The sequence below is a fragment of the Desulforapulum autotrophicum HRM2 genome (assembly GCF_000020365.1).
In the GTDB taxonomy this organism is placed as follows: Bacteria; Desulfobacterota; Desulfobacteria; order Desulfobacterales; family Desulfobacteraceae; genus Desulforapulum; species Desulforapulum autotrophicum.
Map to the genome: position 1 here is coordinate 2441637 of NC_012108.1, position 26351 is coordinate 2467987.

A 26351-nucleotide genomic window follows, 5' to 3' on the forward strand; every position below is an offset into this window, starting at 1 on the left:
TGACACCCATGAATAAAATTGACCTTTCCGGATTTAAAGCCGCCATGGGTCAGTATCTTCGTTATGTTCGGGGCAAAAAAATTGAAGATGCCAGTCAAAAGGATCTTTTTAATGCTGTCTCATCTGTGGTGAGAATGCTGCTCATCGATATCACCATGGAGACCGAGGATAGATACACGAAGGCCGATGCCAAAAGAATGCACTACCTTTCCATTGAGTTTCTGCCAGGGCGGTTGCTGTCCAACAACCTGTTGAATCTTGGAATCGAGAAAGAGTGCAGGGATATTCTCAAAACCATGAACATCGACCTTGACGATCTCCTTAACGAGGAGCACGATCCGGCCCTTGGCAATGGGGGCTTAGGCCGCCTTGCCGCCTGTTACCTTGATTCTCTTGCCACCCTTGATATGCCGGGCTTCGGCTATGGCATCAACTATGATTATGGGCTTTTCAAGCAGACCATAATGGCAGGAGAGCAGCGGGAAAACCCAGATTTCTGGCCCAACCGATCGTCACCCTGGTTGCTTGCCCGCTCGGATGTGCGCTGCATGGTTCCCGTATACGGCAGAATTCAGGGAACCGAGGACAGGGAAGGTGAATACAACCCCATGTGGGTGGACTGGAAACTTATCCTTGGACGGGTCCATGACATTCCCATTGCAGGCTTTGGCGGACGAACGGTCAACCGGCTTCGGCTTTTTTCCGCCTGGGCAAGTGAAGATTTTGACATGCAGGTCTTTAACGAGGGGGATTATTTCAGGGCTGTTGAGGAGAAGATACAGTTTGAATCCATCTCAAAGATCCTTTACCCATCGGATTCCATGGCGGCCGGCAGGGAGTTACGGCTTGTGCAGGAATATTTCCTGGTGGCCTGCTCTGTTCAGGATATTATTCGCATTTATTTGAAGGACCATGAAGGGTTTGATCAATTCCCCGACAAGGTGGCCATCCAGCTGAACGACACCCATCCTGCTCTGACCGTGGCTGAACTCATGCGGGTTCTGGTGGATGTTCATGGTCTTGAATGGGACCCGGCCTGGAAAATCACCACGAAAACCCTTGGCTATACTAACCACACCCTTCTACCTGAAGCCCTTGAAACCTGGCCAGTATCGATTCTTAAAAGGGTGATCCCGCGTCATCTCCAGATTATCTATGAAATCAACCGACGGTTTATAGAACTTGTCAAGCAGCGGTTTCCAAACAATACCCGCCTGGTAAAATCCATGTCGATCATCAGGGAGGGGGGTGAGCAGCGGATTTTGATGGCAAACCTTGCCATCATCGGCAGCCATTCCGTGAACGGGGTTGCACGGATTCATTCTGAACTTGTCAAAAACAATCTTGTTCCTGATTTTTACCGGCTCTGGCCTGAACGGTTCAACAACAAGACCAACGGTGTCACCCCCAGACGGTGGATTCTCTCGGCAAATCCCGGCCTTTCAGGACTGATCACTGAGGCCATTGGGGATGGCTGGATTTCTGACCTTGACCAGTTAAAACGGCTTGAACCCCTGGTCCATGACAGTGTGTTTCTTGAGCGATTTGCCCAGGTGAAACGGGCAAACAAGATTGATCTCGCTGAAATTATAGGCGAAACAACCTATGTGGAAGTTGATCCTGACTCTATCTTTGACATTCATGCCAAAAGAATCCATGAATACAAACGCCAGTTTCTCAATGTTTTAAACATTGTTCACACCTATCTGAAAATAAAAGAGGACAAACAAATTCCCGGGGCACCAAGAACTTTTATTTTTGCCGGTAAAGCAGCTCCTGGGTACGTCAATGCAAAGCTTACCATCCGTTTGATCCATGGGGTTGCAGATGTGATAAACAATGATCCTGAAGTAAGTCCCTGGATAAGAGTGGTCTTTATTCCAGATTACAGGGTCTCCCTTGCCGAGGCACTCATTCCTGGGGCGGATGTGAGTGAACAGATCTCGTGTGCAGGCATGGAAGCTTCTGGAACGGGCAATATGAAATTTGCCATGAACGGTGCTTTAACTGTTGGCACCCTTGACGGTGCAACTGTTGAGATAGCCGAGAGGGTCGGCCTGGAAAATCTCTATATTTTTGGTCTCAAGGTCGATGAAATAGCGGCCATGAGAAAACATTACAACCCCAGGGATTACATTGAGAATAATCCAGATCTGATGCGGGTCATGAATGTCATCCGTTCGGATCTCTTCTGTAAAAAAGACCCGGGCATTTTTAAAAGGCTCCATGATGCTGTGGTAGATTTCGGGGATTACTATTTTAACATGGCAGATTTTTCTGCCTACGTTGAAACCCAGAACCAGGTGGTGACAGATTACTGCAATAAAAAGCAATGGGCGGAACGATCTATTTTAAATACGGCAAGGACCGGATATTTTTCAAGTGACAGGGCAATCCGTGAATATGCGGATGATATCTGGAAAATCAAGCCTTTTCCCTGAAGGATCGAGCTCTTTTAATGTGATTTTCAAGAAAATTCTCTTTGCTTGCTTGTTTTCTCAAAGTTTTACTTGCGATTTTCAACCTATAGATGTATTTAATAAATCAATTTGTACGGACTAAATTGCATTCAAAGTATGACGGGGAAACACATGGGAATTCATGAGCGCAAAATTAGAGAAAAAGAAGAACGTCGCAGACAGATAATGGAGGCTGCAAAGCTTGTATTCTCTGCCAAGGGGTTTAACCGGGCAACCATGGAGGAGATTGCAGGCGAGGCTGAGTTGAGTCCGGGCACCCTGTATCTTTATTTTAAAAATAAGGAGGAACTTCACACCTCCCTTTCCATTGATATCCTCAAATACCTCACCCGGCAGATACGGGATTACGTGGATGAAAGAAACATGAGTCCCGAGGCAAAAATTTATGCCCTGCGGGACGCCTTTATCAATGTCTACGAGTATGATGCCATGGTGTTGATCAACCTGTTTCACCTCCAGGCCGGGGAAACCCTGAAGAATTTGTCCGGCGAGGTTCTGCAGCAGATCAAGGAGGCATCTGGAGATGCATTGGGGGCTATCACCTCCATCGTGCAGGAAGGCATTGATCAGGGTGTGTTTGTTGACAAACATCCGGTTGCCCTTGCTGATATCATCTGGGCGACCTATTCGGGCGTAGTTCTCTGGGTGGACAGCAAGCGTCTGCTCAACAATGAAAAAGATTTTGTAAAGCAGACCCTTGAGACAGCCTTTGACCTTATTGTTGCGGGTTTGAGAAATCTATGACTCCTTGCAGAGTCTATGGATGGTCTGGGCATGCCAGTCACCCCTTCCTGAGAAGGTCGGTATGCCCTTGTCCATGAGAGCCTGGGCAATTTCTGCAAAGGTTGACCGCTTTTTACGCATGTCGCGGATTATCTCAATCACCTCATCCTTGGTGTGATGGGTTCCAGAGGCATAGCTCGTTGTTCCCTTTTGAATGGGTTTTGATTGACTTGCAGCGTCCAGGGTAGGCACAACCCTATCCATCAGAATCTGATTGAGATTCTCAAAAAAAGTACCGACAGACTCGTGCTGTTTGATCTGTGCCTGTATGAGACTCTCCTGATTCTCTGCCATTCGCTCCAGGCTTGCTGCCATGGTGGCAATACTTTCTTTTATGATGGGCAGGTATTCTGTTGTTTCATCGGTCTCCTTGTATTGGCTTTGGGGGGGGAATGGACCCCTCCGGTCAGTCATTTTTCTACGCTCGCTTCCCAAGCCGTATCGATCTCCGATCTCCTTTCTGGTAGGTCCGGAAGGTCTTGGGGGTGCCCCCCGATGCGTGCTTCTCAGGTTTTTTAAAAAATCGCTCATATTTCCTCCTGAACTATCTGTTTAAATAACCCCGTGTGTAGATTTTAAAATATTGGCTTGTTCTTGATTGAATTTCTTTTAGTGGATTGATAAAGATTCATGGGGTTAAGCATATTCTTTTAAAGAATCGCATACAGATACTTTACAGCACTTATTTGATAAGTCAATAAGGAAATGGCGAAAATGAGCTAAAAAGGCGTGTTTGAAAGGAGGATACCGGGGGAGATAAAACAGAGGATGACCTGGGATGGTGTTGCCGTAAGAACTGGTTCTGCACGGTTAAACAGGCCATCCCGAAGGTGATCCCGGTGAAAATCCTAGCGGGATTTTTCCATGAGAGCGGCCGTCTCTTTTTGTATGCAAAAGTAAATATCCTCATCGCTGCCAAAAATATCAATGACATCCTTGTGGTTGATGAGGGTCTCCACAATGTAGGCGGTAAGGTATAGACTTACCACGTTGGGGCTTGCCACAAGGGTTCGGAACGGGGCGATTTTAAAATCAATGTCAAACACCTCTGCCCTGCACAGGGTTTCAAGGCATTTTGCAATCTGTTCCTGGATGGCATTTTTACTGACTGTTTCCACAAGCCCTGTCTCCACAAGCCGCATGGAGACCTTGTTACTGAAGGATTCAATATTGTCCCTTACAGCACTTATGGCACGGTCTCTTTCCCGTGTTTTGGAGGATTCAATTTTCGAAAGCAGCTTTGATTCCCGGTTTCCTACACTGAATGACTTGCCCATGGAATATCCTTCTATATATCTGCGTTAAATGATTGGTTCGTTCTATTCATGCTCATTGACACTTATCTTTTTATTTATAAGCTAAAATTCGATAGTGTTTCAAGATAAAAATCATGATGCCTCAATAATAATTTGCGGAGAAAACCTGCCGTTAAAACGGTTCATTCGTATTCGGAATGCAATTTGTTCAAAGTGGTCGGGCAGACAATCCAAATCATCAATGTTGAAATGGACGGCACTGATGCAAGGGCCGGAAGCGTTAGTTTGTTTTGCAAGTTCCATCTTTCTGTGGCGCATTCCGATGATGGTCGAATGGGTTACTTTTATATCTTTGCAGTAGAACAGTGGCTCGGGATTGCCCATTCCAAAAGGTCTCAAACTGTCAATGGCCTCAATAAGCTCCTTTGTGACTGTATCGATCTCAAGGGCGCAATCAAGTTCCAGAATCCGTTTTCGGGGTTCTCCATGAACAATGGATCTTATGGTATTCTCAAAGTGATGGGAAAACGCAGCCATATTTTTTTCCTGGATTGTGAGCCCGGCTGCCATGGCATGGCCCCCGAATCGTTCAAGAAAGTCACTGCATTGCCCAAGGGCACTGTGGATGTTGATGTTGTTGATGCTTCTGCAGGATCCTGTGGCAGGTGAGTTTGCCGTGGATATGAGCACGACTGGGCAGACGTATTTTCGGGAAATCTTTGATGCAACAATGCCGAGAACCCCAGGGTGCCACGACGAATCCCACATCACCAGGGCATCTTTACAGGGTGCGCCGTTTTGTCGTGAAATCCGCCGTTCAATGTCGGCAACTATGCTTTGTTCTGTCTGCTGGCGCTTTTTGTTGAGCTGGTCCAGGAGGTCTGCCTTTTGTTCGGCTCCCCTGGGGTCCCTTGAGCACAGAAGGTCAATGCAGATCCTGGCGTGGGCCATTCTTCCCGCGGCGTTGATCCGTGGCGCGATCCTGAAGGCAATGTCATCCGAGTCAATAAGGGCCACATCGATCCTTGCGACGTCAAAAAGGGCAGATAGCCCGGGTCGTTTCCCCCTTCGCATCACCTCTATGCCGGCAATGGTTAGGACCCTGTTCTCAGCGGTCAGGGGTACCATATCGGCAATGGTTCCAAGGGCCACAAGGTCGCAACTTGCCAGCAGGTTGGGCTCTGTGAACCGCTGCCACATTCCTCTTTTGCGCATTTCCATTCTCAGGGCAATAACAAGGTAAAAGGCGACCCCCACTCCGGCAAGGTGGTCAAGACCTGAATGGCAGCACTTTTGTTTGGGGTTCACAATGGCAAGGGCCCGTGGGGCGGGGTCCGGCACCTCGTGGTGGTCGGTAACAATGACGTCAATATCCTCCAGGCGTGCAAGGTCAACGGCTTCAAAGCTGTCAGAACCGCAGTCCACTGTGACGATAAGATCGATCTGCTGTTCGGTTGCCATGGCAATGTGCTCAACCTTGAGCCCATATCCCTCTTTGCTTCTGTGGGGGATATACCAGGAAATTTCTCCATTGACATGGGTCAGAAAATCGTTGAGAACAGCTGTTGCAGTGATTCCGTCTGCATCAAAATCGCCAAAAATAAGTATTCGTTCATTGTTTTCAATGGCCAGGATAATCCGTTCCACGGCCCTGTCCATATCCTTGAGGGAAAAGGGACTGGTAAGGGTTTCCATGGTTGGAGTAAGGAAGGCCAGTGCGGCTTCCGGGGTTTTTACACCCCTATTTGCAAGAAGGGTTGCAACAATTCGATGGCATCCCAGGGCCTTTTCAAGTCCTGCAACAGTGGCTGAGTTCGATTTTTTTTCTTTCCACTCTGTTTCCATACCCATCCAATAAAATTTTAACCATATATTAGGACGTGGGAAAATGTCAAATTATTCTATACCCGATCGATTCTTTCTGCTGGAATTGCAACATCCTTTAAATTACGGGTTGAAAGATGTTCTCCAAAGATGATATAGATAAAGGTTGTAATTTATTAATTCAAAGGGGCTTTGAATGCAGACCGTTCATAAATTGTACCGGATGGAAAAGAGCAGGATCGGGTTTCTCAAGTTTATCTTTGAGGGATATGACAATCTTGCCGTTTTGACCACCCTTGATTCAACCGCAGGTCTTGTTCGGCTTGCCATCTCCCCCGGCTGTTCTTCCGAGGCGTTTGCCGTGATGGAAGATTTGAAAAAGGATATCATGATCAGTGACGTTTAAAGAAAAGATCCATACGGAAAATCCCAAGGGATATGCCTACATATACACCATCGGGTGTCAGATGAATACCTATGATACTGAAAGGCTTTTTTTCATACTCGGCGGCCTTGGATATGTGAAGACCAATGATCTGCACAGGGCTGACATCATTGTCTGCAATACCTGTTCGATCCGTGAGAAGGCCCAGGAAAAGGCCTTCAGCTTTCTGGGCCGGGTGCCTCCCCTGAAAAAAGCAAAGCCCCATTTGATAACCATCATGACCGGGTGCGTGGCCCAGCAGGAAGCGGAAGAGGTATTCAAGCGCAACGCCTGCATTGATATTGTTCTCGGGACCCAGGCCTTTTCCCGGCTGGGAGGCCATATTATGAACGTCCTCAATGGCAGGGGGCAGATCACGGACGTTGAAGATTCACCGGCCATTTACGAGGCCATGCCTGATTTTTCATTTATTGACAACGATAAGGTGTCACGGTTTGTCACCATCATGCAGGGGTGTGACAATTTCTGCACCTATTGCGTGGTCCCCTATGTAAGGGGACGGGAGCGAAGCCGTACCCCGGAGAGCATTGTTGAGGAGATCAGTATTCTTGCCGATGCCGGGGTAAAAGAGGTGACCCTGCTCGGTCAGAATGTCAACTCCTACGGCCAAAAAGAGCAGATTTGTTCTTTTTCGGATCTGCTCGAACAGATTTCCCGGGTTTCAGGCATTGAAAGAATTCGATTTGCCACCTCCCATCCCAAGGATCTTTCAGACGATTTGATTTATGCCATCAGGGATATTGACAAGGTGTGCAATCAGCTTCACCTTCCTGTTCAGTCTGGATCAAATCGGATATTGAAAAAAATGAACCGTGGGTATACAAAGGAACAATATCTTGAACGGGTTGGAAAACTCAGGAAAAATTGTCCGTCAATTGCCCTTTCTTCAGACATGATTATTGGGTTTCCCTCTGAAACCCGGGCTGATTTTGACGAAACAATGGACCTTGTGCGACGGGTTGAGTTTGACGGCATATTTGCCTTTGCCTACTCGGACAGGCCCCAGGCACCTGCCTCAAAATTTTCAGATGGGGTCGAAGATGCTGAAAAGATGGAGCGACTCAACGAGCTCATCCAATTCCAGGACGAGATGACCCATCAAAAGAACCAGGCCCTGGTCGGTGCCTGGGAGCAGGTCCTTGTGGAGGGACTAAGTCAGAAAAAGAGACACGATGAGGGTGAAAATCCGTCTGATTTTCCCCAGATGACGGGTAGAACCGAATCGGGAAAAATTGTCCATTTTTATGGAAACAATGTTTGTCCTGGAGAGATCCTGGATGTCAAAATAAAGTATGCCTACCCCCATTCCCTGTGGGCAGTGCAAGGGAGATAAATAGATGAAGACCCAAGGAAAAAGCAGGCGGATCGGCAGGAACGCTCCCTGTCCCTGCGGAAGCGGAAAAAAGTATAAAAACTGCTGCATGGACAAGGATCAGGTGCTGACCCTGAAAGAGTCCTACAAACGCAGGTACGGCATTATTCTCAAAGAGCCCAACCAGATCGAAGGCATCCGTAAGTCTGGAGTTCTTCTTTTGTCTATCATGGACAAGGTTGCCGCCATGATTGCCCCGGGCATCACCACGGACGAAATCAATACCCTGGTTGAGGACGAAACCAGAAAGGGTGGGGCCATTGCCGCTCCCCTCAACTATCGTGGATTTCCAAAGAGTGTTTGCGTATCGGTCAATGAGGTTATCTGCCATGGCATTCCCGGGGATCGGGTGCTCAGGGACGGGGATATCGTGAATGTGGACATCACCCCCATCCTCGACGGCTATTATGCCGATGCAAACAAGACCTTTTTCGTCGGTACCCCGGGACCTGATGCAAAAAAGGTGGTATCTGTTGCCCTGGAGTGTTTAAGGCGATCCATTGATACTGTACGGCCGGGTTCCCATCTGGGCGATATCGGCTATGCCATTCAGACCCATGCCGAATCCCAGGGATGCTCGGTCGTTCGCGAGTTTGTCGGCCACGGCGTGGGTCTTGATTTCCATGAACATCCCCAGGTGCTCCATTTCGGCCGAAAGAACCAGGGTATCGAACTTGTGCCGGGCATGGTCTTTACCATTGAACCCATGATCAACCTTGGGGCAAGGGATCTGCATATCCTTGATGACAATTGGACGGCAGTAACCAACGACGGTTCCCTGTCGGCCCAGTTTGAGCAGACCATTGTTGTCACTGAAACCGGTTGGGAAAGCCTTACGCCTTACTAGTGCGATTGACATTTGCTTGGGTTTGGTGGATTTGTTGCGATTGATGGACCAAAAGGCAAGTAATTTAGTTTAAATTATAAAACCTGGCCCCTTAGCACTTGACTTTTTTGATTTCAGGTAGTTATTAAAAGCAGCTGACTATCCTTATAATAGTTGCGATAACTAATATAACCCATGCGGCCCAAGTGCCGCGGATGACAAAAAGAGGGGTGTTAAATGAGTGCTTTGTTGATCATGGTCGCATCATTTGCCGGTTATCTGTTGATGTACAAGCTCTATGGACGGTTTATTGGCGAAAAAATTTTTAAGCTGTCTGGGACTTCGTCTGCGCCTTCAGTTTCCATGGAGGACGGGATTGACTATGTTCCCACCAACAAGGAGGTGATCTTCGGTCATCATTTTACCTCCATCGCAGGCACTGGACCCATTGTGGGACCCGCGGTTGCCATCATATGGGGGTGGGTCCCGGCCCTTATCTGGGTGTTTGTGGGCAGCATTTTCATGGGTGCTGTCCATGATTTTGGTTCGCTGATCATTTCCATGCGTAACCAGGGTAAATCCATTGCCGATTACACTGCCAAATATGTCAATAACCGAACCAAATTCCTCTTTTTTATCCTGGTGTTCCTGGAATTATGGATTGTGATAGCCATTTTCGGCCTTGTCATTGCCGTTGTATTTGCCATGTACCCTGCAGCCGTCCTGCCCGTATGGTTTGAAATCCCCATTGCCGTCTACCTTGGCTATCTGATCTATCAAAAGGGAAAGGGCATTGTCCTCTGGTCGATCATTGCCGTGGTTGCCATGTATGTGACCGTTGCCATAGGGGCCTACCTGCCTATTACGATGCCCGACGTGGCCGGAATTCCAGCCACGGGCGTATGGACCATCCTTCTTTTGATCTATGCCTTTATTGCATCAACCCTGCCCGTGACCACCCTTCTCCAGCCCAGGGATTTCATCAATTCACACCAACTCCTTGTGGCCATGGCATTATTGATTGCAGGCGTATTTGCCTCGGCATTCTCCGGAAATCTTGAAATCGTTGCCCCGGCAGTCCAGATGTCACCTGCCCAGGCTCCACCCATGTGGCCCTTTTTGTTTATCACCATTGCCTGCGGCGCCATCTCTGGATTTCACTCCCTGGTATCCAGCGGTACCTCGTCCAAGCAGGTGAGAAGCGAGACAGACTCGCTGTTTGTGGGGTATGGTTCCATGCTCATGGAAGGATCCCTTGCCACCCTTGTAATCATTGCTGTAGCCGCCGGCATCGGCATGGGGTATACCACCAAAACCGGTGAGACCCTCACGGGAATCGCCGCCTGGTCAACCCATTATTCGTCCTGGGCTGCAGCCGCAGGTCTGGGTTCTAAAGTTGCCGCCTTTGTCAATGGCGCAGCCAACATGATTGCTGCAACCGGTATCTCTTTTAAAATTGCCCTGGTGGTAATGGGTGTGTTTGTGGCATCCTTTGCAGGAACAACCCTTGACACGGCAACACGGATCCAGCGTTACATCATTTCCGAACTTTTCACCAGCGTCCGCATGGATTTTCTCACGGGTAAATATATCGCCACTTTTATCGCAGTTATAACGGCCCTGGCCCTTGCCTTTGCAACGGGTGCCGGCGGCAAAGGCGCCTTAAAACTGTGGCCTCTTTTTGGCGCAGTCAACCAGACCCTGGCGGCCCTGGCCTTGATCATCATCACGGTTTATCTCAAGGGCAGGGGCGGAATCAAGTGGGTTGTCGCTGGAATACCTTCTGTTTTCATGGTATTCATGACCATCTGGGCATTGGTTCTCAACCAGACAAAATTTGGTACCCAGCACAATCTGCTTCTCCAGACGGTCAACGCCATCATTCTTGTTATTGCCGTGTGGATTTCCATTGAGGGCACCCTGAAGTTTTTCAGCATCAACGGTGAAATTGAGGATCTGGAAACCGAGGATCTGGAATTAACGTCGGTTGATGGCGATGCCAGTTAAATGACACAGGTTGATGGATTGAAGAAAACCTACTACCTTATGACAGGTCCGGCCCTGGCCGGGCTTGTTGTTTCCGGGATGGCCAGGACAAAGGAAATTATCCCTTTGTGGCATATGGAGAAAGGGGGTCAGGTTTTGTTGCTGGTCATTTGTGCCGTGACTTGTTTTGCCGCTCCCTTGATGATGAGAACCCTGTTTGCCCATTCCCTCAAGGATCGCCATGGCGCCCAGGCGGACCGATTTTTCAAGTTTCAACAGCGCCTGTTGCTGGTATCCCAGTTGACCCCTTGGTGGACTATGTTTGTCGTGGTGGCGGAGTTCGAAAAATTCCATGGTTCTGCAATTATTCTCATGGGGCTCTACGCGGTTTATTACTACTATCCTTCCCAAAGGCGTATCGCCTTTGATCAAAGAATTTTCAGGGTGAAATGAGATGAAAATACCGTTTAAAGACCTTGTCTTGAAAGCGAAAAAAAACCTTGTCTCAATTTATAAAATTGCAGACGAGGTGGCAAGGGGCAAGGCCGTTGATGCCATTGAGGCAGAGCTTGAAGAGCTTGAGCACGTTTTTGCCCTTCTTGTCCAGGGAGCCTTTGTGGGCATTCCTTCCCCTCCCATGCAGATTTCCCTGTCACTTTTACCCCTCATGGAAAGAGAGATTCTCCTGATGACCGAAAAGATAGACACGGCCAACGAACCCTTGTCCCATCTTTTTTCCACCTTTGACGTATCATGATGGTGTCCTGTGAATAAAACCTCACTTGTGTTTTACATGGGCAAGGGTGGAACCGGCAAATCAACGGTTTCGGCCATCTCTGCCATGGTGCTGGCAAGGGTCGGGAAAAAGGTGATGGTGGCAAGCTTTGATGCGGCCCACAACCTTTCAGATATTTTTAAGACACGCCTGGGCCACACGCCCCGGGCGATCTTGCCGGGACTGCTTGCCGCCGAGATTGACCGTGAACGTATGATTCAGCTTTTTTTAAAGGAAACAAGGGATTCCCTGAAAAGAAACTATTCCTATCTCACGGCCTTTAACCTTGACGGGTATTTCAATGTTTTAAAATTTTCCCCGGGCCTTGAGGAACACGCCCTTGTCCGGGCCTTGACCGAGATCATGCAGGGCTTTCCCGACCTTGATTACCTCATCATTGATATGCCTCCAACGGCCATTTCCGTGAAATTTTTTCTCCTGCCGACCCTTTCCCGGATCTGGATCCAGGAGCTTGAAAAGCTGCGAAACGAGATCAACAAAAAAAAGAAGATCGTTTCAACAGTTCGTTATGGGAACAAAGAACATGGGCGGGATAAGATCCTGAATCGCATCATGACCCTTAAACAGGAGTACATGGACCTTGAAGCCTTGTTTCGGAATCCTGCCACCACAACCCTTTCCGTGGTGCTGAACAATGACAGTCTTTCAATTTCCGAAACAGAGCGCATCGTCAGTGATCTTGGCAAAAACAACATCCCAGTCAAGAGTGTTGTGTGGAACAGGGTTGATGACACCAGGGGCTTGCCCGGGTTTTCCATTGCCGGTTCAAGGCCGCTGTCTCTACCCAGTTCGGCGGACTCCCTCACCGGGATTGACACCCTGAATCAATTTGTTGATTCCTGGGAAGTTGACGCATCCACCCTTGTTGAAAGGGTAACCGGGTCAAAATTGCTGTAACCTTTTTTTATATGTAACACCTCCAAAACACAGCAAACAAAGGCGTTTCATCTTTCGTTGTTGCCAGAGCAGATCCCTCTCTCCGGCCGTGCCGGTTTTTATATGAAACTCGTTTCGACCGGCAGGCGGGAACGGGTGTTACCCTTCTCTCATTCTCGCAGACCGTCCATGGCCTGCTCCGAGGAAAATGGCAACTCCTTGGGCGTCCATGCCCACCGTTGCCATTTAACCCGTTCAGAGTAACACCCGTTCCCGCCTACCTACTACCTCACATTCCGCACCATAGAGTATAAATCTCCACCATTTTTTTGGGGTATTGATTATCCGCCGGGAGTTGTGAATATTTGAGACTTCAGGCCCAACGCCTTTAAATATTCTAATTGCTTCGTGGATAAGGGTCTGTTCAGTCGTCTGTGATTCCCGATTTTTAAAATCATCAGATACTGAAAACTTATCATCAGCATAAACGAGGTGGGTTTGAAAGTTCTTCTTTTATTCCAGCCGGGAAGATCCTTGTTCTCTTTTTTCGCATATCGTCTCATGTTATATTCGATAAGACGCCAGATCAAAAGAGACAGGAGAAGAACAAGGGCCAGCACCTCTATACGTTCAGCTTTTTTTAGAAAAATCGAATTCACGATCGGTGTGTTCTTTATGAAACCAAAGTTTTGCTCGATCCCATATTGATCTTTGTACGTCCGGAGGATATCGTAGGAACTGTATCCTTTCTGGCCGTCCCTGTCCACATTGCACAACAGGACAAAACATCCAGTTTCTTTTTTGAGATTTTCCACAGCATCGGTCTCGGCCAATTCACAAGAGATACTGTACATCATTTTGTCCAATGCCCGGGAGCCGTCTTTTTTGGGCCGTCCCCGTTTATATTTCGGGATTTCAACAACCTGGGTGACGGGTTTATAAAAAACATGTTTTGCTTCGCTCATCTCTATAGCAGCTTTCTCAGCATCCGCATGGCAGAAGAACTCCTGCTTTGACAAGATTTTGATTCTTTTCGAAAGTTCTGTATGCTCATTCTTCAGCTCTCGATCAATTCGATTTTGCCGTCTTTTATCGTGGGCGCTTGAATGAACCACAACCGCCCTGTATGATCGACCATACAAGATCGCTTCCGATTCACATGCTTTATACACAGCGGCCGGTCGGTTTTGGGTTTCCGTGGTATCAGACAATTTCCCAAGATCAGTCCAATTGTCCTCAACGATGCTTTTTTGGATCAGGCGGGAACACTCCTTGTAGGTTGCAGGCAGACGGCTGATAAACCGAATTCCGTCTCCGATCTTTTCCATGTTTTTTCGGGTAACCATTGCGGAATCAGCAATGTAAATAAATCCTTCTTTCTTGATTCCATTTTCCGCCATGTATTTTGATATGGATGAAAGCACCTCGTTGTTGATGGTTTTGTCTGATGCATTTCCATCTTCAGTTTGACCAAATACCGGAATGGTGCGATCAACACAGAGCATTTTAACCAAGAACTGCTTCAAATCAGGCCTGTGGTCCTTGCTGTGGCCGTAGGTGATCGTCATGGTCTTACTGTTATCGGCATCTTTGGAATACAAAGGGTAGTCCCCCTGGACAGTTACCGAGGTTGTATCAAAACTTACATGGCTACGGTCTATGTTGAAATAATCTAAGGCTCGTAGGGAAATCTCTGAAAAAACCTTCATTGCACCGTATTCGTATATCCTGTCCAATACACGTCCAACGGTATAATCAGAAAATTTTCGGGGGTCTGTCTTTTTTCCCAAAAGAAGCTCGGTGTCCTGATTTTTAAAAAATGTATTCAGTCTGTACAAGGGGCTTCTTCCGGTCAAGGTATCGAGTACCATTCCAAGAATAACTGTCCCGGCATCAATCCCCATTTCAGTGGGGACCAGGGTGTTTATTATATCAATTATCCCTATTTTCCGGGCATATGAAGAAATGATTGGAAGATGTTGAACGGTAAACCCATCTATTTCTGGTAATTCTTTCATGCATTGCCTCAATGTATTGTTTTTCATTTTGGCAAATTATAATAAAACAAATTAGAAAAATCTAGGGTAAATTACATTCAGTAAATAAAAATTATTTATCTTAGGGCGATTTGAATAACTTACTTTTATCATGTAGAAAAACAGTCATCAAAAAATAGTCCTTTTTTTCTGTTGGGGGTGTCGAATGTGAGCTACTACTGTCGAGTTTTGTGCTTTGTTGTGTCCGCCCGGAGATGGGGAGAGGCACCACCTGTTTTAGGCCTCTTTTTCAAGTTGTGGAAATTTGACAATGGGGATGAGGGTGATGAGCGGCACAAAGGCGGTCCAGAACAGGACGGTCTCAATGGAGTAGATATCGGCAAGCTTGCCCACCAGGGGTGAGAAAAGACCGCCAAGGCCGTAGGCAAGCCCCATCATCAGGCTTGAAACCATGGATCTTCCTTTGGGCGCAAGCCTCTGGGCCATGAGCACCCCCAGGGGCATGGTTGCCAGGGCAAAAAAACCGCCGATGAACGCGCCGGCATAGACAAAGGCCCCCGGCATAAAGAGGTAGGCCAGCAGTGCCGGGGTCATGAGCAGATGGGTGACAAAGAAAATCCGTTTGAAACCCATGCTGTCCGACAGGGAGCCTGAAAGAAGGCCGCTCACTGTACCGGCAAGAATAAACAGGGAAACGATAAACCCCACCGAGATGAGATCATATCCTTTCTGCACCAGAAAAATTGGCATAAACGTTATAAACGACTGGCCTGCAACGGCCCTGAGTACCATGACGATCCAGATCAAGGAAATGGGTTTCCAAACATGGCCCAGGCTTTCGTTGAGCGAACCCCAGAAACCTGAATTCTGCATTCCTTCGCTCACGGGCATGGGGATGGCCCGGAGGCAGAAGAGAATGCTCATCAATCCCAATACCATTGTCCAGGGCATGGCCTCAAGGCTGAATCGACCCACATACCAGGAGATGAACACGGGGCCGATGGCAAAGGACAGGGTACCACCTGTGTTGAATATGGACATGCACAACCCCCTTCTCGGGCCGGAATAAAGGGGAAGCATGCCCGTGACCGAAGGGTGAAACATGGATGACCCGGCTGAACCTGCCGCCAGAACCGCCATCAACACATAAAAGTTAGGGGCGATGCCGGAAAAGGGGATACAGGTAACTGTCAGGAACACTCCCCAGAGAATAAACGCTCGGGTCTGGTAACGGTCAGCCAGGTATCCCACGCAGGGTTGGACCACAAAGGCCAGGAGTCGTATCATTCCTGTTAATAATCCCACCTGGGCCATGGACAGGGCAAGCTTGTCCACATACACTGGAAGAAGGGGACTTGTGAACGAGCTGTAAAAGTCCCCGGTAAAGTGGACAAGTGTCAGGGCTGCAACCACCTTGACGTTCAGTTTTGTGTTTTCGGTCATTTTTTGTTCATCTCTTGTTCCTCCGGCCTTGGGGCTGGATCTTTTTTCAATCCCGGTAATTTTAAGCCCTGTCTAATTTTTCAGGCTGTGGATGGGGGCGGGAATTCTTCCCCCGTGGCGAACAAACGAGTCCTGGTTTGTGGCATGGGGTACTTTCATTATTTTTGCCGCACCCAGAAGTCCGCCAAAAAAGACGCTATCCCCTGCCTTTTTTCCGGGAACAGGAATGATCCGGGTGGCCGTGGTCTTGTTGTTGATCATGCCGATGGCCATTTCATCGGCCATAATGCCGGCCAGGGTTTCTTCTGAAATATCCCCGGGAACCGGTACCATGTCAAGCCCTACCGAGCATACACAGGTCATGGCTTCAAGTTTTTCAATGGTGAGGTATCCTTTTTCTGCGGCCTCGGCAATGTTGAGATCTTCGCACACTGGAATAAAGGCACCGCTCAAGCCGCCCACATGGGAACTTGCAAAGGCCCCGCCTTTTTTCACGGCATCGTTGAGCATGGCAAGGGCCGCTGTTGAGCCTGGAACACCGATGCTGGTGAGTCCCAGGGCCTGGAATATTTCGCCGATGCTGTCACCCACTGTTGGCGTAGGGGCAAGGGAGAGGTCCACCACCCCGAACCGGGTGCCAAGGTTGTCCGCAACCTCCCGGCCGATGAGTTCTCCAACCCGTGTCACCTTGCAGGCCGTGGTTTTTATCACCTCGGCGATGCGGCCCAGGGTGAGATTTGGTCGTGCCTCAAGGGCTCTTTCAATGGCTTTCTTAACAACCCCCGGGCCACTGACCCCCACGTTGATAACGGAATCTGCAACACCAACACCCAGGTAGGCGCCCGCCATGAACGGCATATCCTGGGGGATGTTGGCAAACACGCACAGCTTTGCGCAGGCAATGCCGTCATCCTGGGCCGTTAGTGTCGCTGCCTTTTTAATAACCTTTGCCATGTCCAGCACGGCATCCATGTTGATGCCGCTCCTTGATGTGGCAACGTTGACCGAAGCGCAGATGCGCTGGGTTTCGGCCAGGGCCCGGGGCAGGGCATCCATGAGGGATCGGTCTCCGGTTGCGATTCCTTTTTCCACAAGGGCTGAGAATCCGCCCATGAAGTCGATGTCGACCTCCTTGGCAATGTCGTTGAGGCAGATGGCGATCTCAACCATCTGCTCGGCATTGAATGGGGCGCCCACAAGGGCGATGGGGCTTGTGGAGATGCGCTTATTTACCACCTGTATGCCATACTTTTCACCAATGGTGTTGCACACAGGTACAAGGGCTTCGGCCCGGGTGACGATTTTTTCTCTGATTTTGTGTTTAAACACTGAAAGGTCGTGGCTCACGCAGTCAAAGAGGTTAATGCCAAGGGTCACTGCCCGGACGTCAAGATGTTCGTTCTTGACCATTTCAATGGTGGAAAGGATCTCTTGTTCGTTAAACATGGTTCGCACCTTATCCTAAATTTTGTTAATGGCCTGGAAGATGTTCTTGTGCTGAATACTGACGTCCAGCCCAAGACCTGCGGCCTTGTCCCTTAGAGCGGAAAAAAGGGCCTTCTGATCGGTATCAGGGGTGATCAGCACTTCGTAGACCATGATGTTGGCCCCGGGAGTGTCACCTCCCTTGAATACGGCCCTGAGGTTTGTGACATTCACATTTGCATCGGCAATAATTCTTGTGAATTTTGCCACAAGTCCCTTCTGGTCCGGTCCGATGGTGGTTATGATAAAATTTTCTCCCTCACCTTTTCCATTACCGTTGGGGGCCGTGTCGGCAAGATTCACATGGATATAAATCCCTGTGTCTGCCAGGTCCTTTTCAAGGGTTGTTTTGACGGTATTTAGGCTAAGTTCCGGTGGGGGCAGAACAATGAAAATGCCGGAAAACTGGTTCTGGAGAATGACCTGGTTTACGTTTTCAAGGTTGCAGTTAAGGTCGAAGAGGCTCTTTGCCGTGGCCGCAATAATTCCTGGTCTGTCCTTTCCAAGGACTGTGATGATTAATTTGTCCATAAATGTATACTCCTGATTCTTCATTTAAAAGGGTGTTCATAGTATATTTCATGGTGAAGGTAAACCAAAATCATGGTTTAGTCCCTGACGGGACCCATTAAAATATTGATGTTTCAGCAGGCAGTGATTATAATACCAGCGTTTTTGCGTTGGACTCCAATTGTATGAATATAGAGGGGGACGAAAAAAATCAATGGGATTTAAGAGCTGGACAGAGCTTCTCCAGGAGCACAAAGTGTTGCTGGTGATTGTCATTGTTGCTTTTTTTGTTGTGGAACTTGAAGTTTTTGTCCTTGCCACCATGCGTTCGGGCCATCAATCCTATATGCAGGTTATTGATGCAAACAATGAGGTGGTTTACGAGGTCAAGGGGGCGACCATGACTAATTTTAATAAATATTACTTTGAAAATACCTTTGGTCCCTTTGAAAACTATCGGGTAAAACTTGTGTCAAAGGATATCCCCTTTCCCTTCAGGGCATGGTTCTCTGGGGCTGTGGGTATTCCGGTGGGAATGATTCTGCTCCTTGGATTTGTTCTCAAGGCCGTGATGGCTTTTCTGGGGGGGGAAGAATTGCCAGGGGAGGCGTCTGGTGACAAGGACCACCCTAAAGGTGGCAATAAAATTGAAGCACTTTTTTTTAGAATCAGCCGGTTTAACATTTTTGTCATTGGTTTTCTGGTGTTTGCCGCTGTGTTCCTCTACTGGATCATTCCCAACCTCATCACCTTTCTTGCCCGCACGGGAATTGAAACCATTGTTGATTTCAAGTGGTTTTTCGTGGCTGCCGTTTCCGCTGTTTTTGTTCTCTTTGCCTGGTTCATGTACATGAAGTACCGGCTTGCCCACAAGAGCATGGAAGTCCAGACTGAACTGAGAAAGTATGAGCTTGAGCTTGAGTATAAAAGAGCGGAAGGAACCGTTAACAGCCTTGGTTATGATGATACACGAGGGCAGCGGATGCTTGGGTATGTGGAGGAGGGGACTGAACCTGAAATTCGGCCCAATGATAAAAAGGATGAACCATGAAAATCATCACCACACACAAGGGAACGGACTTTGACGCCCTTGCCTGCCTTGTGGCGGCAAGCATGATCTATCCCGGGGCGTTGCCCGTGCTACCCAAAACCATAAATCCCAATCTCAAGGCGTTTCTATCCATCCACAAGGATCTGTTTAATTTTTATTCAATCAAAGAGATTGACCTTGATGAGGTCAACACCCTTATTGTGGTTGACACCAATTCCTGGTCCCGGCTTGAGGGAATGAAGCCGTTAAAGGGACGAAAGGACCTGCACATAATCCTCTGGGATCACCATGTAAAGGGCGATATTAAGGCGAGTGAGGTGGTCAGGGAAGAGATGGGTGCAGCCATTACCCTTCTGATTCGGGAACTTTTAAGGTTGAGAAAAATCATCACACCCATCCAGGCCACCTTGTTTCTCATGGGGCTTTATGAGGATACGGGAAACCTGACCTTTCCCTCCACCCTGGCAGAAGATGCAAGGGCTGCGGGTTACCTTCTTGACCGAAAAGCGGACTTGAATATCCTTGGTACCTTTTTGCGCCAGGCCTATGGCAAGAAGCAGAAGGATATCCTGTTTAAAATGATTCAGAACGCCGAGCGAAGGGAAATTTCCCATTTTAACATTTCGATTTCAAATATGGACATTCAAGGCCACGTGCAGAACCTTTCGGTGGTGGTTCAGATGTATCGGGAAATCGTCAATGTGGACGCAGCCTTTGGCATCTTCCGTGACCTTGAACGGGACCGCTGCATGGTCATTGGCCGGAGCAACCTGGATGAGCTGAATATCGGTGTCATCATGCGGAGCATGGGAGGCGGTGGCCATCCCGGGGCAGGTTCGGCCCTGCTGAAATCCACCAATCCCGCTGTGATTGAAGAGATGCTCATTGAGATGATAAAGGGCAATCAACAGACCTCGGTGATGCTCAGCGATATCATGTCCTACCCGGTTAAAACGGTTAACCAGAACACCGAGGTGGGCCAGGTTGCCATGTTTCTCCGGGAACTTGGCTGTTCAGGACTTCCGGTTGTGGACGACCAGGATAACATGGTTGGGGTGATTTCTCGCCGGGATTTTAGAAAGATCAGAAAGGCCAACCACATGAGATCCCCGGTCAAGGCCTTCATGAGCCGGGACGTGGTTTCGATCACGGCCGAGCGAAGTGCAATTGATGCGGCAAGGCTGATGATTCGGCATGACATCGGCCGAATCCCGGTCATGGACAACGACAGGATTATCGGCATTGTCACCCGGTCGGATGTCATGATGTATTTTTACGATCTCCTGCCCGATTGAGAGGTGCCCACCGACAGAGCCACACGTTGCAAGATGGGGTTGTCTTACAATTTTTGACTCGACTGTGGACCCCTGTCAGCTGAGTTTTTTTGTGGCCCACACGGCAAGTTTTTCCCTGAAAATTTTTGCATTGTGCCGGATATCCACGGGGAATGACGGGTGGATCAGGATATGTTTGATTCCTTTTGTCAGGTCATGGGACAGGGCAAGGGTTTCAAGTTCCTGGATAAGATGTTTTTTGTCTTTCAATCCTGGAATCGGCTCGATGATGATTACGGGGGTCTGCATCTGTTTGGGGCCGACGCCCACAAGGGCGCTCCTGAATACGGACTCGTGGTTGTTGAAGATCGCCTCGCAGGGAATCGTAAACAGGTTGTCTTTTCCCATGACTACCCTGTGACTCTTTCTGCCGCAGAACCAGATCCTCTGCTTGGAATCCTTCCACCCGAGGTCTCCCATGCGATGCCAGAACCCATCCCCATCCTTGATTTTAGACAGCATGTCGGCTTCGGGGTTGTTGTGGTAGCGGCGGGTGACAAGGGGTGCCTTTACAATGATTTCACCCACCTCGTTGTTGTCCACAACAAGATCTTCGGAAAAGTGTTTGATGGGATCATCGCTGAGCTGGATGACGGCAATTTCTGTGTCGCAGATGGGGCGTCCGATACAGATGCCAAAACCCTGTTCGGAAAGGGCCCTTGTCTCGGTGAGAATCTCGTTACTTTCAATGGATAAAATGGGTACGGACTCGGTTGCGCCATAGGGGGTGTGAATCTGCGCGGTTGGTTCAAGCATCGATGAAAACTGTTCGATGTTCGCCGGAGTAACAGGGGCACCGGCCGAGATCACCCGGCGCAAGGATGGTAGTTTGATACCATTGGCCTTGCCGAATTTGCCCACCCGGTTGAGCAGGGCTGGGGAGGCAAACATATTGGTTACACCCTGGTTGAAGATAGCTTCAATGATCCGTTCCGGGTTGACAAAGGCAGGCTTGGTCGGGTCCATGTCGGGGATAACGGCCGTCATGCCAAGGGCCGGGTCAAACAGGGCAAACAGGGGAAAGGTGGGCAGGTCGATCTCATCGGGTCCGATTTTAAAGTGCTCTTGTATCTGGACCAGCTGGGCGTGGAAATTGCCGTGGGTGTAAACCACCCCCTTGGCAGGCCCCGTGCTTCCCGTGGTAAAGAGAATGGCTGCTGTTTCGTCGGTCGTGGTCTGGGCCACGGGAAATGGATCGTTCCCCTTGACCATGAGCTGATCCAGGGTGGCGCCGTTCCAGAACCACCTGTGGCCAACCGTGACCCACACCTTGACGGTTTTAAAAAAACCGCGTTTAAGGATTCTCAGGACATGGGCCTTTTCAATGCCGATGAATGCCTCGGGCCTGCCCTGCTCAAAACAGGACAGCATCCGGTCGATTCCCATGCCTGGATCCACAACAACGGGAATTGCCCCAACCTTGAACATGGCAAAGATCAGGGTGAAGAACGCAATACCGGGCGGTACCATGAGAATGGTCCGGGTGCCCCGGGTAATGCCCCGTTGTTCAAGGCCAAAGGCGAGTTGATCGCTCTGCTGTTCCAGCTGCAAAAAGGTGAGCTGACTGTAGAGAACCCGGCCCTTGCTGTCCCTTGATGCGGGATAGACCACGGCCCTTTTGTATGGATGCCTTGCCGTGCTTTGTTTCAGCCAGGATGAGATGTTGATATGGTCATTCATGGGATTACCTTACCTGTTTTTATATGAAACACTTGCCAAAGCATTGTCAATGACGGCGTTTCAAAATTCGTTGAGGCCAGGGCAGATACCCTGCTTCGGCCGTGCCGGCTATGGGAAGATTATTATTAAGGAACCTTGTTAACACAGGCTGCAATTGAAAACAAGGAAGAGATGAGGATGGCATACAGCCATGTGCAATGGATTTACATGGCCAGGCTCTGACAGTGGCGTTTAAGGGCTTGACCGATGGGCCATTGAACGGTAGATTGATCAAAAAATTAAATCACATCAGGCTTAACCTTAACACAAGTGCAGGCATATGAAAAAAAAGTGGACAATCGGTGATGTCATTGATCTTGAATATCTCCTTGGTCAGGACAGCAGGATTGAGGATGAAAAGATTCTGGCAGAGAGGGACCGGCGTCTCTACCTTGAAAAGATTGGACCTCTTGTCGCCCAAACCCGACCTTTGCCCCGGACCCTTGTCCGTCTATGGCTTTTTTTCATGGGGCAGAATACCGGCACTCTTCCAGGTGTTCTGGTTGATGGCGGATTCAGACTTTTACGGGGTGGGTTCCTTGTCGGGGGAGTGATGACGGGTTTCCTGGCTTGTCTGTCGTTGTTTTCCTATACAGGAAGGATGCCGTTGAACATCAGTTATTTTTTCGGGGTGATTCTGGTTCCCCAGACCCTGCTTCTGTTCCTTACCCTGGCAGGACTTTTGGTGATGGTCGTCCGGCCGGACAAAGGGGTAGGGTTCGGGATATACCCGGTGCTTGGCCTTGCTGTGGAGCGGGCGCTTATCAGGCTTTTCCAGAAAACCCTTGGCAGGCTTTCACGGATGAAGCAGGATGCACTGATGTCAGCCTTGGGCAGTTTCAGGCGATCCCGGCGTGCCCACGGTCATCTGTTCCTGTGGCCGTTGTTTGTTCTGATGCAGATTTTTGGGGTGGGGTTTAACCTGGGTGCACTGGGGGCAACCTTAGGGAGAGTTGCTTTTTTTGATACAGCCTTTGGTTGGCAGTCCACCTTGAATTTGAGCGCTGATTTTGTCCATCGGGTGGTTTCCATGGTAGCGCTTCCCTGGTCCTGGGCAGTGCCTGAAGGGGTGGGGTTTCCCTCTGCCGAACAGATCCAGGGCACCCGGTTGATTCTCAAGGACGGTATCTACGATCTTGCCACGTCAGATCTTGTATCCTGGTGGCCTTTTCTCTGCTTGACTGTTGTGTTTTATGCCCTTTTGCCCCGAATTCTGCTTCTGGTGATGGGAGGTATGGTCCAGGGGCGATGTTTGAAACAATATTCCTTTGATGGCTGGGCCGTCCAGAAACTGGTCCGTCGCCTGGTCACTCCCAGGGTCACCATGGCCCCTGCTGATGACCCCGAGCTCCGAACTTCAGGGGGGGGGCATGGGCACCCCAGGGGTGCCATGGCATCCGCTGACTCCCAGGTGTCAAGGCTTGAATTTGACCGGGAAGTGCCGCAAGATTCGGACCGGGTGCCGATAATGAACAAGGACCGGGGCCTGGATGGGGATATACCCCTGACCCCTGGAAACCAGGAGATGCCGGAGCCCTTCCTTGCCCTTGTCCATGACGATATTTTTGATGTTTGCAACACGGAAGAATTTAAAGAAAAGGTACAAGACCGCCTGAATCGTAGTGTTGACACCATCCTGCGCTTTGGACTTGATACAAACGCTGAAGTCGCTGCCATCATTTCCGTTGCAGACTGCGTTGCAGGAATAGTCATGCTCCAGGAGGCCTGGATGCCGCCCATCCGTGAGATCCTTAACTTTATCGTCAAGGTTCGCGCCGGCGGCGAAAGAATACCCCTGGTGGTGGTGCTGATAGGAAAACCCGGACCGGATAATCTTTTTACTGTCCCGGATTCCCAGGACCGGAAAATCTGGACCATGAAGATCAATGGCCTGGGAGACCCCCTTATCCATGTGGAGGACCTTGTACAACCATGAAAGAAAATCAGATTCCTGAATTTGCCATCCTGGGCCATCCCAACGAGGGAAAATCCTCGGTGGTGTCGACCTTGGCTGAAAACGACCGGGTCAGGATCGGACCCTATCCCGGAGAAACGGTTGTCTGCCAGACCTTTCCTGTGACCATCGATAAGACCGAGGTGATTCGTTTTACAGATACCCCCGGTTTTCAAAATCCGCGCCAGACACTTGGCTGGTTCCAAAAGTATACCGGTCCCCAGGACAGGCTGGTCCAGGCTTTTATTGCGGCCCATGGTGAGAATCCTGATTTCAGAGACGAGTGTGAACTTCTGGGCCCTGTTGCAAGGGGGGCCGGTATCATCTATGTGGTTGACGGGTCAAGGCCGGTAAGGGGAGATGACAGGGCCGAGATGGAAATTTTGCGCCTGACCGGTCGGCCGCGCATGTCTATCATCAATTGCAAGGGCGGAGACACCACCTACCTTGAGTCTTGGAAAAACGAATTCAGGCGAACCTTTAACAGTATACGGGAATTCAACGCCCACAGGGTCACCTACCGGGAACGCATCGAGTTGCTCGAATGTTTAAAAAGCGTGGACCAGGATTGGCAGGAGAGCCTTTCCAGGGTGATCCAGGCATTTAAACAGGATTGGGACCATCGTATTAATCTGACGGCCCTGATCATGGTTGTCATGGTCCAGGAAATTTTGTCGACCACCATAACCGGCACCTTGAATCCGTCGGTAAGCCCCGAGGATTTGCGGGTTGCCCTTGAAAAGAAATTTCTGGACAAGGTCAGGCAGATCGAACAAAAAGCCCACGATGACATCCGAAAGCTCTTTAAACATAATATTTTCAATTTGGCTCTTTCCCGAAATTCCATTCTCAACAATGACCTTTTCAGCGAGAAAACATGGCAATTCCTGGGTCTGACCCCAAGGGAGGTTATTGTTGCGGCAGGTGTGGCAGGCATGGGCGCCGGAGCCATTGTGGACACGGCTGCTGCTGGACTGACCTTTGGGATTTTTTCCGCCCTTGGGGGAGTGGCTGGTGCTGCCTCGGCAATGCTTGGTGGCAGCCGCATGGCCGGGCTGAAGTTCAAGGGAATACGGTTAGGCAGGGATCAGATCACCATTCGGCCCATGAACTCTGACCAGCTCGTGTATGTACTTCTGGACCGGGCCTTTCTCTTTTACAGCTCCGTTATCAACTGGGCCCATGGCCGCAGGGACTATCCGGATGTAGAAAACGAAGAGGCTTCTTCTCCTGGGGTCAACATCCCCCCCTGGGACAAGGAAACAAAGAAGATCTGCAACGCATTTTATTCAAGGGTGGCAACCCGGGAACCCGGGAAGAAGAATCAGACCAAGATTGCCATGGTTGATGCCATTGCCCGGCGGTTAAGGCAGGTGATCTAATATAAAACGGGGCAGGCATGATTCAATTACACAAGTCGAATCCCATGGAAAATGCCGGTTAGATGAACAGATGTTTGATCTTATAAATGGTTTTTTTGACCCATCCACCGTCAGGGGGCTGTCCGGTGGTTTTAATTCGGTCCGTCAGGGCCAGAATTGGTTTTATAATTTCGGTTGTTTGTTGTAAAAGTTCCGGCCGTTCCTGGTCAAGTCTTGTCGTTCCGGTTTCCAGATTGATCTGGAAGGTTACATATATCTGCCTGACTCGGCTTTCAATCTTTTCAAAATTTTTAAGGCTTCGGGTTCTTGCGCTGGTCCAGATTTTTTTTTCCTTGTCTGCAATGGAAGACTGGTCAGGATAGGCTGCGGCAATGGCTTCTATGCGCTGTATTTCACGGTCAAGGCGCGTCATTTCAAGACTGAATCGCTGAAATTCATCAAAAAGGTCGGGCAGGTTCTGAAAGCAGAATTTCATCATTTCCGGGGGCAGGGTAATATGGGCGAGCTCTTTTTCAACATAATGCCGGCCCGTTTCCTTGTTCAGGAAAAAGGTATACCCGGCAAATCCGCCCCCGACCAGGACACACAGAACAAGCATCGCAATGATGATGTATTTGAGGCGTTTTCGAAATTTCAGAGACCTGGGTGAGGGTCCCCTTGTCACAGGTGATTCCCCCGGTGCTGAAGATTTTTTTTCAGCCGTTTTTTTCAGGTCAGGCCCTTTGTCCGATTCAACGGTTTTTTCTTTTTTTTTACCAAACATACACCGTTCATACCCGAGTGCCTGAAAAAAGTCAAAAAAAACTTGTTGCATTTTTTCACCACCTGTGGG

At 49.2% G+C, this 26351-nt stretch carries 22 protein-coding genes; 13 read left to right on the top strand and 9 right to left on the bottom strand.

Going from position 1 to position 26351, the window contains the following annotated elements; translation table 11 throughout:
- Positions 1-8: 8 nt before the first annotated feature.
- Both HRM2_RS10715 and HRM2_RS10720 read left to right on the top strand, forming a co-directional pair.
- Positions 9-2441 (top strand): glycogen/starch/alpha-glucan phosphorylase, encoded by a 2433-nt coding sequence (locus HRM2_RS10715; protein ID WP_015904033.1) that lies wholly within the window; start codon positions 9-11, stop codon positions 2439-2441.
- A 150-nt stretch (positions 2442-2591) separates the two neighbouring features.
- On the top strand, positions 2592-3224 hold the full coding sequence (locus tag HRM2_RS10720) for a TetR/AcrR family transcriptional regulator (protein WP_015904034.1): 633 nt from the start codon (positions 2592-2594) through the stop codon (positions 3222-3224).
- Here the strand turns inward: HRM2_RS10720 and HRM2_RS10725 are convergent.
- From HRM2_RS10725 to recJ, 3 genes are all read right to left on the bottom strand, one after another.
- A complete protein-coding gene (locus tag HRM2_RS10725) occupies positions 3219-3794 on the bottom strand; it encodes a hypothetical protein (protein ID WP_015904035.1) in 576 nt (191 codons plus the stop codon). The genes HRM2_RS10720 and HRM2_RS10725 overlap by 6 nt on opposite strands.
- Before the next feature lie 317 nt (positions 3795-4111).
- On the bottom strand, positions 4112-4540 hold the full coding sequence (locus HRM2_RS10730) for a hypothetical protein (RefSeq protein ID WP_015904036.1): 429 nt from the start codon (positions 4538-4540) through the stop codon (positions 4112-4114).
- A gap of 111 nt (positions 4541-4651) precedes the next feature.
- On the bottom strand, positions 4652-6370 hold the full coding sequence (gene recJ, locus HRM2_RS10735; RefSeq protein ID WP_015904037.1) for a single-stranded-DNA-specific exonuclease RecJ: 1719 nt from the start codon (positions 6368-6370) through the stop codon (positions 4652-4654).
- Between the two features lie 169 nt (positions 6371-6539).
- On the opposite strand from recJ, the gene HRM2_RS10740 reads away from it, so the two are divergent.
- From HRM2_RS10740 to HRM2_RS10770, 7 genes are all read left to right on the top strand, one after another.
- The gene (locus HRM2_RS10740; RefSeq protein WP_015904038.1) at positions 6540-6749 is read left to right on the top strand and encodes a DUF4911 domain-containing protein; all 210 of its coding nucleotides are present in this window, start codon (positions 6540-6542) and stop codon (positions 6747-6749) included.
- A complete protein-coding gene (miaB, locus tag HRM2_RS10745) occupies positions 6739-8121 on the top strand; it encodes a tRNA (N6-isopentenyl adenosine(37)-C2)-methylthiotransferase MiaB (protein ID WP_015904039.1) in 1383 nt (460 codons plus the stop codon). The genes HRM2_RS10740 and miaB overlap by 11 nt, the downstream gene beginning before the upstream one ends.
- 4 nt (positions 8122-8125) lie before the next feature.
- Positions 8126-9007, top strand: a complete 882-nt coding sequence (map, locus tag HRM2_RS10750; protein WP_015904040.1) for a type I methionyl aminopeptidase — start codon at positions 8126-8128, stop codon at positions 9005-9007.
- Between the two features lie 216 nt (positions 9008-9223).
- Positions 9224-10993, top strand: a complete 1770-nt coding sequence (locus HRM2_RS10755) for a carbon starvation CstA family protein (protein ID WP_015904041.1) — start codon at positions 9224-9226, stop codon at positions 10991-10993.
- Positions 10994-11425, top strand: a complete 432-nt coding sequence (locus tag HRM2_RS10760; RefSeq protein WP_015904042.1) for a hypothetical protein — start codon at positions 10994-10996, stop codon at positions 11423-11425.
- A gap of 1 nt (position 11426) precedes the next feature.
- Positions 11427-11729, top strand: a complete 303-nt coding sequence (locus tag HRM2_RS10765) for a hypothetical protein (RefSeq protein ID WP_015904043.1) — start codon at positions 11427-11429, stop codon at positions 11727-11729.
- Positions 11730-11738: 9 nt separating this feature from the next.
- Positions 11739-12665, top strand: coding sequence for an ArsA family ATPase (locus HRM2_RS10770; RefSeq protein ID WP_015904044.1), 927 nt, complete (start codon positions 11739-11741; stop codon positions 12663-12665).
- A gap of 320 nt (positions 12666-12985) precedes the next feature.
- Here the strand turns inward: HRM2_RS10770 and HRM2_RS10775 are convergent, their stop codons facing one another.
- From HRM2_RS10775 to HRM2_RS10790, 4 genes are all read right to left on the bottom strand, one after another.
- A complete protein-coding gene (locus HRM2_RS10775; RefSeq protein ID WP_015902846.1) occupies positions 12986-14662 on the bottom strand; it encodes an IS1634 family transposase in 1677 nt (558 codons plus the stop codon).
- A gap of 255 nt (positions 14663-14917) precedes the next feature.
- Positions 14918-16084, bottom strand: a complete 1167-nt coding sequence (locus HRM2_RS10780; protein ID WP_015904045.1) for an MFS transporter — start codon at positions 16082-16084, stop codon at positions 14918-14920.
- A gap of 72 nt (positions 16085-16156) precedes the next feature.
- Positions 16157-17530: a PFL family protein gene (locus tag HRM2_RS10785; protein ID WP_015904046.1), complete on the bottom strand. Its 1374-nt coding sequence runs from the start codon at positions 17528-17530 to the stop codon at positions 16157-16159.
- Positions 17531-17545: 15 nt separating this feature from the next.
- The gene (locus HRM2_RS10790; protein WP_015904047.1) at positions 17546-18100 is read right to left on the bottom strand and encodes a glycine cleavage system protein R; all 555 of its coding nucleotides are present in this window, start codon (positions 18098-18100) and stop codon (positions 17546-17548) included.
- Positions 18101-18293: 193 nt separating this feature from the next.
- Here HRM2_RS10790 and HRM2_RS10795 point away from each other — a divergent pair, with 193 nt between their 5' ends.
- The gene (locus HRM2_RS10795) at positions 18294-19130 is read left to right on the top strand and encodes a hypothetical protein (RefSeq protein WP_015904048.1); all 837 of its coding nucleotides are present in this window, start codon (positions 18294-18296) and stop codon (positions 19128-19130) included.
- Positions 19127-20425: a CBS domain-containing protein gene (locus tag HRM2_RS10800; RefSeq protein ID WP_015904049.1), complete on the top strand. Its 1299-nt coding sequence runs from the start codon at positions 19127-19129 to the stop codon at positions 20423-20425. The genes HRM2_RS10795 and HRM2_RS10800 overlap by 4 nt, the downstream gene beginning before the upstream one ends.
- A 75-nt stretch (positions 20426-20500) precedes the next feature.
- Here the strand turns inward: HRM2_RS10800 and HRM2_RS10805 are convergent, their stop codons facing one another.
- On the bottom strand, positions 20501-22144 hold the full coding sequence (locus tag HRM2_RS10805; protein WP_015904050.1) for a fatty acid CoA ligase family protein: 1644 nt from the start codon (positions 22142-22144) through the stop codon (positions 20501-20503).
- 319 nt (positions 22145-22463) lie between these two features.
- Between HRM2_RS10805 and HRM2_RS10810 the strand changes: the two genes are divergently transcribed.
- Both HRM2_RS10810 and HRM2_RS10815 read left to right on the top strand, forming a co-directional pair.
- The gene (locus HRM2_RS10810) at positions 22464-24119 is read left to right on the top strand and encodes a DUF2868 domain-containing protein (protein WP_015904051.1); all 1656 of its coding nucleotides are present in this window, start codon (positions 22464-22466) and stop codon (positions 24117-24119) included.
- Complete coding sequence (locus HRM2_RS10815; protein WP_015904052.1) at positions 24116-25519, top strand: GTPase/DUF3482 domain-containing protein; 1404 nt, start codon at positions 24116-24118, stop codon at positions 25517-25519. The genes HRM2_RS10810 and HRM2_RS10815 overlap by 4 nt, the downstream gene beginning before the upstream one ends.
- A gap of 58 nt (positions 25520-25577) precedes the next feature.
- On the opposite strand, the gene HRM2_RS10820 is transcribed toward HRM2_RS10815, so the two are convergent.
- The gene (locus tag HRM2_RS10820; RefSeq protein WP_015904053.1) at positions 25578-26333 is read right to left on the bottom strand and encodes a flagellar basal body-associated FliL family protein; all 756 of its coding nucleotides are present in this window, start codon (positions 26331-26333) and stop codon (positions 25578-25580) included.
- Between the last annotated feature and the right edge of the window lie 18 nt (positions 26334-26351).

Excerpts from the sequence above, each read along its gene's own strand:
- HRM2_RS10715 (WP_015904033.1), top strand. The coding sequence starts at position 9 with ATGAATAAAATTGACCTTTCCGGATTTAAAGCCGCCATGGGTCAGTAT.
- HRM2_RS10720 (WP_015904034.1), top strand. The coding sequence starts at position 2,592 with ATGGGAATTCATGAGCGCAAAATTAGAGAAAAAGAAGAACGTCGCAGA.
- HRM2_RS10725 (WP_015904035.1), bottom strand. The coding sequence starts at position 3,794 with ATGAGCGATTTTTTAAAAAACCTGAGAAGCACGCATCGGGGGGCACCC.
- HRM2_RS10730 (WP_015904036.1), bottom strand. The coding sequence starts at position 4,540 with ATGGGCAAGTCATTCAGTGTAGGAAACCGGGAATCAAAGCTGCTTTCG.
- recJ (WP_015904037.1), bottom strand. The coding sequence starts at position 6,370 with ATGGGTATGGAAACAGAGTGGAAAGAAAAAAAATCGAACTCAGCCACT.
- HRM2_RS10740 (WP_015904038.1), top strand. The coding sequence starts at position 6,540 with ATGCAGACCGTTCATAAATTGTACCGGATGGAAAAGAGCAGGATCGGG.
- map (WP_015904040.1), top strand. The coding sequence starts at position 8,126 with ATGAAGACCCAAGGAAAAAGCAGGCGGATCGGCAGGAACGCTCCCTGT.
- HRM2_RS10755 (WP_015904041.1), top strand. The coding sequence starts at position 9,224 with ATGAGTGCTTTGTTGATCATGGTCGCATCATTTGCCGGTTATCTGTTG.
- HRM2_RS10760 (WP_015904042.1), top strand. The coding sequence starts at position 10,994 with ATGACACAGGTTGATGGATTGAAGAAAACCTACTACCTTATGACAGGT.
- HRM2_RS10765 (WP_015904043.1), top strand. The coding sequence starts at position 11,427 with ATGAAAATACCGTTTAAAGACCTTGTCTTGAAAGCGAAAAAAAACCTT.
- HRM2_RS10775 (WP_015902846.1), bottom strand. The coding sequence starts at position 14,662 with ATGAAAGAATTACCAGAAATAGATGGGTTTACCGTTCAACATCTTCCA.
- HRM2_RS10780 (WP_015904045.1), bottom strand. The coding sequence starts at position 16,084 with ATGACCGAAAACACAAAACTGAACGTCAAGGTGGTTGCAGCCCTGACA.
- HRM2_RS10785 (WP_015904046.1), bottom strand. The coding sequence starts at position 17,530 with ATGTTTAACGAACAAGAGATCCTTTCCACCATTGAAATGGTCAAGAAC.
- HRM2_RS10790 (WP_015904047.1), bottom strand. The coding sequence starts at position 18,100 with ATGGACAAATTAATCATCACAGTCCTTGGAAAGGACAGACCAGGAATT.
- HRM2_RS10795 (WP_015904048.1), top strand. The coding sequence starts at position 18,294 with ATGGGATTTAAGAGCTGGACAGAGCTTCTCCAGGAGCACAAAGTGTTG.
- HRM2_RS10800 (WP_015904049.1), top strand. The coding sequence starts at position 19,127 with ATGAAAATCATCACCACACACAAGGGAACGGACTTTGACGCCCTTGCC.
- HRM2_RS10805 (WP_015904050.1), bottom strand. The coding sequence starts at position 22,144 with ATGAATGACCATATCAACATCTCATCCTGGCTGAAACAAAGCACGGCA.
- HRM2_RS10810 (WP_015904051.1), top strand. The coding sequence starts at position 22,464 with ATGAAAAAAAAGTGGACAATCGGTGATGTCATTGATCTTGAATATCTC.
- HRM2_RS10815 (WP_015904052.1), top strand. The coding sequence starts at position 24,116 with ATGAAAGAAAATCAGATTCCTGAATTTGCCATCCTGGGCCATCCCAAC.
- HRM2_RS10820 (WP_015904053.1), bottom strand. The coding sequence starts at position 26,333 with ATGCAACAAGTTTTTTTTGACTTTTTTCAGGCACTCGGGTATGAACGG.